Source organism: Streptomyces laculatispora, from assembly GCF_017353455.1.
GTDB lineage: Bacteria > Actinomycetota > Actinomycetes > Streptomycetales > Streptomycetaceae > Streptomyces > Streptomyces laculatispora.
This window is the reverse complement of the sequence record NZ_JAFMPZ010000530.1, coordinates 1-5,167: the sequence shown is the minus strand read 5'-3', so window position 1 is coordinate 5,167 and position 5,167 is coordinate 1. Positions and strand designations below refer to the sequence as shown.

Annotated in this window: 4 protein-coding genes; 3 read left to right on the top strand and 1 reads right to left on the bottom strand. The window is 69.0% G+C overall.

Annotation, left to right across the window (positions count from 1 at the left end; all coding sequences use genetic code 11):
- Positions 1–55: 55 nt before the first annotated feature.
- Positions 56–1,096, bottom strand: a complete 1,041-nt coding sequence (gene mgrA / locus J1C73_RS28040; RefSeq protein WP_207318828.1) for an L-glyceraldehyde 3-phosphate reductase — start codon at positions 1,094–1,096, stop codon at positions 56–58.
- A 190-nt stretch (positions 1,097–1,286) separates the two neighbouring features.
- Here mgrA and J1C73_RS28035 point away from each other — a divergent pair, with 190 nt between their 5' ends.
- From J1C73_RS28035 to J1C73_RS28025, 3 genes are all read left to right on the top strand, one after another.
- Positions 1,287–2,048 carry an isoprenyl transferase gene (locus tag J1C73_RS28035; RefSeq protein WP_123462424.1) on the top strand — a complete coding sequence of 254 codons (762 nt, stop codon included), beginning with the start codon at positions 1,287–1,289 and terminating at the stop codon, positions 2,046–2,048.
- Between the two features lie 473 nt (positions 2,049–2,521).
- On the top strand, positions 2,522–3,844 hold the full coding sequence (gene phoH2 / locus J1C73_RS28030; protein WP_207318827.1) for an RNA 5'-3' helicase PhoH2: 1,323 nt from the start codon (positions 2,522–2,524) through the stop codon (positions 3,842–3,844).
- Positions 3,845–4,234: 390 nt separating this feature from the next.
- A complete protein-coding gene (locus J1C73_RS28025; RefSeq protein ID WP_207318826.1) occupies positions 4,235–4,948 on the top strand; it encodes an aggregation-promoting factor C-terminal-like domain-containing protein in 714 nt (237 codons plus the stop codon).
- Positions 4,949–5,167 lie beyond the last annotated feature (219 nt).

The following is a 5,167-nucleotide window of genomic DNA, read 5'->3' as shown; positions in this document are numbered from 1 at the left end:
GGTTTTTGTGCCCCGGCGCGAACGGGGGGCGCGGCACCCGCCGGGGCGAGGCCCGTCAGGCCCGGCCGGCCCAGATGTTGGTTCCCGCGGTGTCCACGGCGAAGGTGTCGATCTCCTTCAGCTCCCCTGCGGACAGAGCCGGACCGGCCAGCGCCGCGACGTTCTCCTCCAGCTGCTCCACACTCGACGCGCCGATCAGGGCCGACGTCATACGGCTGTCGCGCAGCACCCAGTTGAGGGCCAGCTGGGCCAGCGACTGGCCGCGCCGGAGCGCGATGTCGTTCAGCCCGTTGAGCCGGCGCACCACCTCGTCCGAGAGCAGGTCCGGGTTGAGGGACTTGCCCTGGGTGGCGCGCGAACCCGCCGGAATGCCCTTCAGGTACTTATTGGTCAGCAGCCCCTGGGCGAGCGGTACGAAGGAGATGCAGCCCATGCCGGCCGCCTCCAGCGTGTCCAGCAGGCCGTCGTCCTCGGTCCAGCGGTTGATCATCGAGTAGGACGGCTGGTGGATCAGGGCCGGCACCCTCATCTCCTTGAGCAGCCGGGCCGCCTCGGCGGTCTGCTCGGAGTTGTACGAGGACACCCCGACGTACAGCGCCTTGCCCTGCTGCACGGCGGAGGCCAGGGCCCCCATCGTCTCCTCCAGCGGGGTGTCCGGGTCGAAGCGGTGCGAGTAGAAGACGTCGACGTGGTCGAGGCCCATCCGCTTGAGGGAGGCGTCGAGCGACGACAGCAGGTACTTGCGCGAGCCCCACTCGCCGTAGGGACCGGGGTGCATGTCGTACCCGGCCTTGGTGGAGATCACCAGCTCGTCGCGGTACGGGGCGAAGTCCTGCCGGAAGAGCTTCCCGAAGTTGAGCTCGGCGGAGCCGGGCGGCGGGCCGTAGTTGTTGGCCAGGTCGAAATGGGTCACGCCGAGGTCGAAGGCGCGGCGCAGGATGGCGCGCTGCGAGTCGAGCGCGCGGTCGTCGCCGAAGTTGTGCCAGAGGCCGAGGGAGACGGCCGGGAGCTTGAGGCCGCTGCGGCCGGTGCGCCGGTACTCCATGGAGTCGTAGCGCGAACCTGCGGCCAGATAAGAGGAAGAGGAATCAGTCACGTTTCCCTCTTTATCACGGACTTGTGACAGGCCGGGTTGGGCCGGTGCGGCGCCTGCGCAGTAATGTGGCGGCTTCGGGACTGCCACGGCACGGCGGGGCGATCGGCCCTCTACCGGTGCGACGATCCCCAGGGGGTCAGCCCCGGGCGAGGCGGCGGGCGGGCCCGCACGGAACCGAGAGGTGGACTCAGTGAACTTGCGCGACCTGGTATACGGGCTCTACGCCCGCCGGGTGGAGGCCCGCCTCGATCACGCCCAGGTGCCCAAGCACATCGGTGTCATCCTCGACGGGAACCGGCGCTGGGCGAAGGCGTCCGGCGGCACCGCCGCGGAGGGGCACCAAGCGGGTGCGGACAAGATCAAGGAACTCCTCGGCTGGTGCAGCGAGACCGACGTCGAAGTCGTCACCCTCTGGATGCTGTCCACGGACAACTTCGACCGGCCCGAGTCGGAGCTCATCCCGCTCCTCGGCATCATCGAGAACACCGTGCGCGACCTCGTCGCGGACGGCCGGTGGCGGGTCCACCACGTCGGCACGCTCGACCTGCTGCCCGCGCACACCCAGACGGTCCTCAAGGAGGCCGAGCAGGACACGGTCGGGGTCGACGGAATACTGGTCAACGTCGCCGTCGGCTACGGCGGCCGCCAGGAGATCGCCGACGCGGTGCGGTCCCTGCTGCTCGACCACTCCTCGAAGGGCACGTCCTTCGAGGACCTGGCGGAGATCGTCTCCACCGACCTGATCTCCGAGCACCTCTACACCCGGGGCCAGCCCGACCCGGACCTGGTGATCCGGACCAGCGGGGAGCAGCGCCTGTCGGGCTTCATGCTCTGGCAGAGCGCGCACTCCGAGTACTACTTCTGCGAGGTCTTCTGGCCGGCCTTCCGCCGGGTCGACTTCCTGCGGGCCCTGCGTGACTACGCGGCCCGCCACCGCCGCTACGGCGGCTGACGACAGCCCTTCCGGACCGCCCGGCGCGTCCGGGCCCGGCCTCTTCGGCCCGCCCCGCGTGTCCGGGCGGGCCGCGTCCTTTTCAGGCCCGCCCGGCGGCCGGGGAAGGGGCCGTTCGGGTGGTGTGCCCGAACCCGCCCGACGGGCCGCCGCCCACTGTCCTACCGGGTGCGTCCGCAATGCCGGACGGGCTTGAGCGGCTCGGGCGGCATGGCTTCGCGTGTTCGAGGGAATACCCCTGACAGGTCGACGTCCGGTCAGAAACCAGGCGGATGTCGTCACCAAGTGAGCGGCATGGAGTCCGCTCGCCCGGGAGGCCCTTTGCACACGAAGGACCGTACATACAGTGCGGCTGACGTCGAGGGCCGGCGCTCGGCCCGTGCAAGGTGGCCGAAGCCCGGTCCGTCCTCTCCCTTTGGGATGCTCCGCGACGTCGTCGCACCCCAACCTCGTCCGAGGGGGTACGTCCTTCCGTGGTGACCAGCACAAAGCGCCGCATGCCCGACAGGCGCACCTATGTTCTCGACACCAGCGTCCTGCTGGCCGATCCGAACGCCATGTCCCGGTTCGACGAGCACGAAGTCGTGCTCCCGATCGTCGTGGTCACGGAACTGGAGGCCAAACGGCACCATCCGGAACTCGGGTACTTCGCCCGGCAAGCCCTGCGCCTGCTGGACGACTTCCGGGTCCGGTACGGCCGGCTGGATGCCCCGATCCCGCTCGGGGATCTGGGCGGAACGCTGCGCGTCGAACTCAACCATTCCGATCCCGGCGTACTGCCCGCCGGCTACCGGTTGGGGGACAACGACTCACGGATTCTCGCGGTCGCGCGCAATCTCCAGGCCGAGGGGTACGACGTCACGGTCGTCTCCAAGGACCTGCCGCTGCGCATCAAGGCGTCATCGGTCGGCCTCCTCGCCGAGGAGTACCGCGCCGAACTCGCCATCACCGATTCGGGCTGGATGGGGATGGGCGAACTGCCGCTCTCCGCCGAACAGGTGGACCTGCTCTTCGGAGAGGAGACGCTGTACGTCCCCGAGGCCGCCGATCTGCCCGTGCACACCGGTCTGGTCCTCCAGTCCGAGCGCGGCAAGGCGCTCGGCCGGGTGACGCCGGAGGGCGAGGTCCGGCTCGTCCGCGGCGACCGGGAGGCCTTCGGTATCCACGGACGCAGCGCCGAGCAGCGCATCGCCCTGGATCTGCTGCTGGACCAGGACGTCGGCATCGTCTCGCTCGGCGGCCGGGCCGGCACCGGCAAATCCGCACTGGCGCTCTGCGCCGGTCTGGAGGCCGTGCTGGAGCGGGGGCAGCACAAGAAGGTGATGGTCTTCCGGCCGCTGTACGCGGTCGGCGGGCAGGATCTCGGCTATCTGCCCGGTTCCGAGGCCGAGAAGATGGGCCCCTGGGCGCAGGCCGTCTTCGACACGCTCTCGGCGGTCGCCGGGCGCGAGGTCATCGAGGAGGTCCTGGGGCGCGGGATGCTGGAGGTGCTGCCGCTCACCCACATCCGGGGCCGGTCGCTCCACGACGCCTTCGTGATCGTCGACGAGGCCCAGTCGCTCGAACGGAACGTCCTGCTGACCGTGTTGTCCCGGATCGGGGCGAATTCCCGGGTGGTGCTCACGCATGACGTGGCCCAGCGGGACAACCTCCGGGTCGGCCGGTACGACGGAGTGGTCGCCGTGGTCGAGAAGCTGAAGGGCCATCCGCTCTTCGCGCACATCACGCTCACCCGGTCCGAGCGCTCCCCCATCGCCGCGCTGGTGACCGAAATGCTGGAGGAAGGCCACATCTGACAGGGGATAGGACAGTTGGTGCCGCCCGGCGAGCGAAGCAGCTTAGCCGGGCGGCACTGTGTTGCGGTGCCATTTCCGTAATTCACTTGCTCCAAACGAGGTGTGAGCTTTCACACGCAACAGAGAATTGCTTCCCGGCGTCCCGTTCCGGCAGAGTCTTGCTTCCGTCAGGCCCCGCATACGGCACACCCGCACCTCCAGAGGTGCAACGCAGCACACAACTCAACAGCCGCCGTCCGTATGCCGCCCGCGAGCACCACGCGGCGTTCCCTCCGGGGAGTCGCCCACCGGGCCCGTGCCTCCCGTGACCCAAGCAGTAGGGAGGCCAGCGTCAGGGGCACGATTGCGCCCGCGAGGTCACCTAAGCGGGCGATGCTGGAAGGACACCGTGTGAGCCGGATCTCGGTCCGGGGGTTCGCCGTGGCATCTGCCACAGCTGTAACCACCGTAGGCGCCGTCGTAGGAGTTGCAGCGGGCAGCACTCCTGCCGTCGGCGACAACAACTTCGAGGCCACCGCAGCCGACACCACGCTGCTCGCCGACATCCCCGCGGGCCAGCAGGCCCAGGTGCAGACCGCTTCCCTGACGCAGCAGGCCGACGCCCAGGCGTCCGCGGCCGACGCGACGGCGAAGAAGTCCGCTGAGGAGTCGGCCCGCATCCAGGCTGCCAAGGACGCCAAGTCGAAGAAGCAGGCGGCCGAGGACCAGCTGGCGAAGGAGCGGAAGGCCGAGCAGGACAAGAAGGACGCGGCCGAGCGTGCCAGCCGTTCCGAGGTCCGCAATGCCTCCGCCTTCGCCACCCAGGGCTCGTACTCCGTGGCCGAGGTTCAGGCGATGGCCCGTCAGATGATTCCTGGCGACCAGTTCCAGTGCTTCAGCAACATCGTGAACCACGAGTCGACCTGGAACTACCGGGCGAGCAACCCGTCTTCCGGTGCCTACGGCCTCGTGCAGGCGCTGCCCGGCTCGAAGATGGCGTCCGCCGGTGCCGACTGGCAGACCAACCCGGCCACCCAGATCAAGTGGGGCCTCAACTACATGGACAGCCGCTACGGCAGCCCGTGCGGGGCCTGGTCCTTCTGGCAGGCCAACAGCTGGTACTAGAACCTTCCGAGGTTCAGTTCTCAACCTCACGAAGCCCCCCTCCGTCCTACGGTGGGGGGCTTCGCGCATGTACGGTCGTGCGGGACCGTTCCCGGGGGGAGCGGTGGGGAGTGCGGACGGGGGTAGAGGAACCGTTATGTCAAAACTGCCGGGATGGCTCGGACAACTGGGTGCTGAACTGACCAGGATGGGTGAGCGCCTGGAGGAACGCCGCGTCGA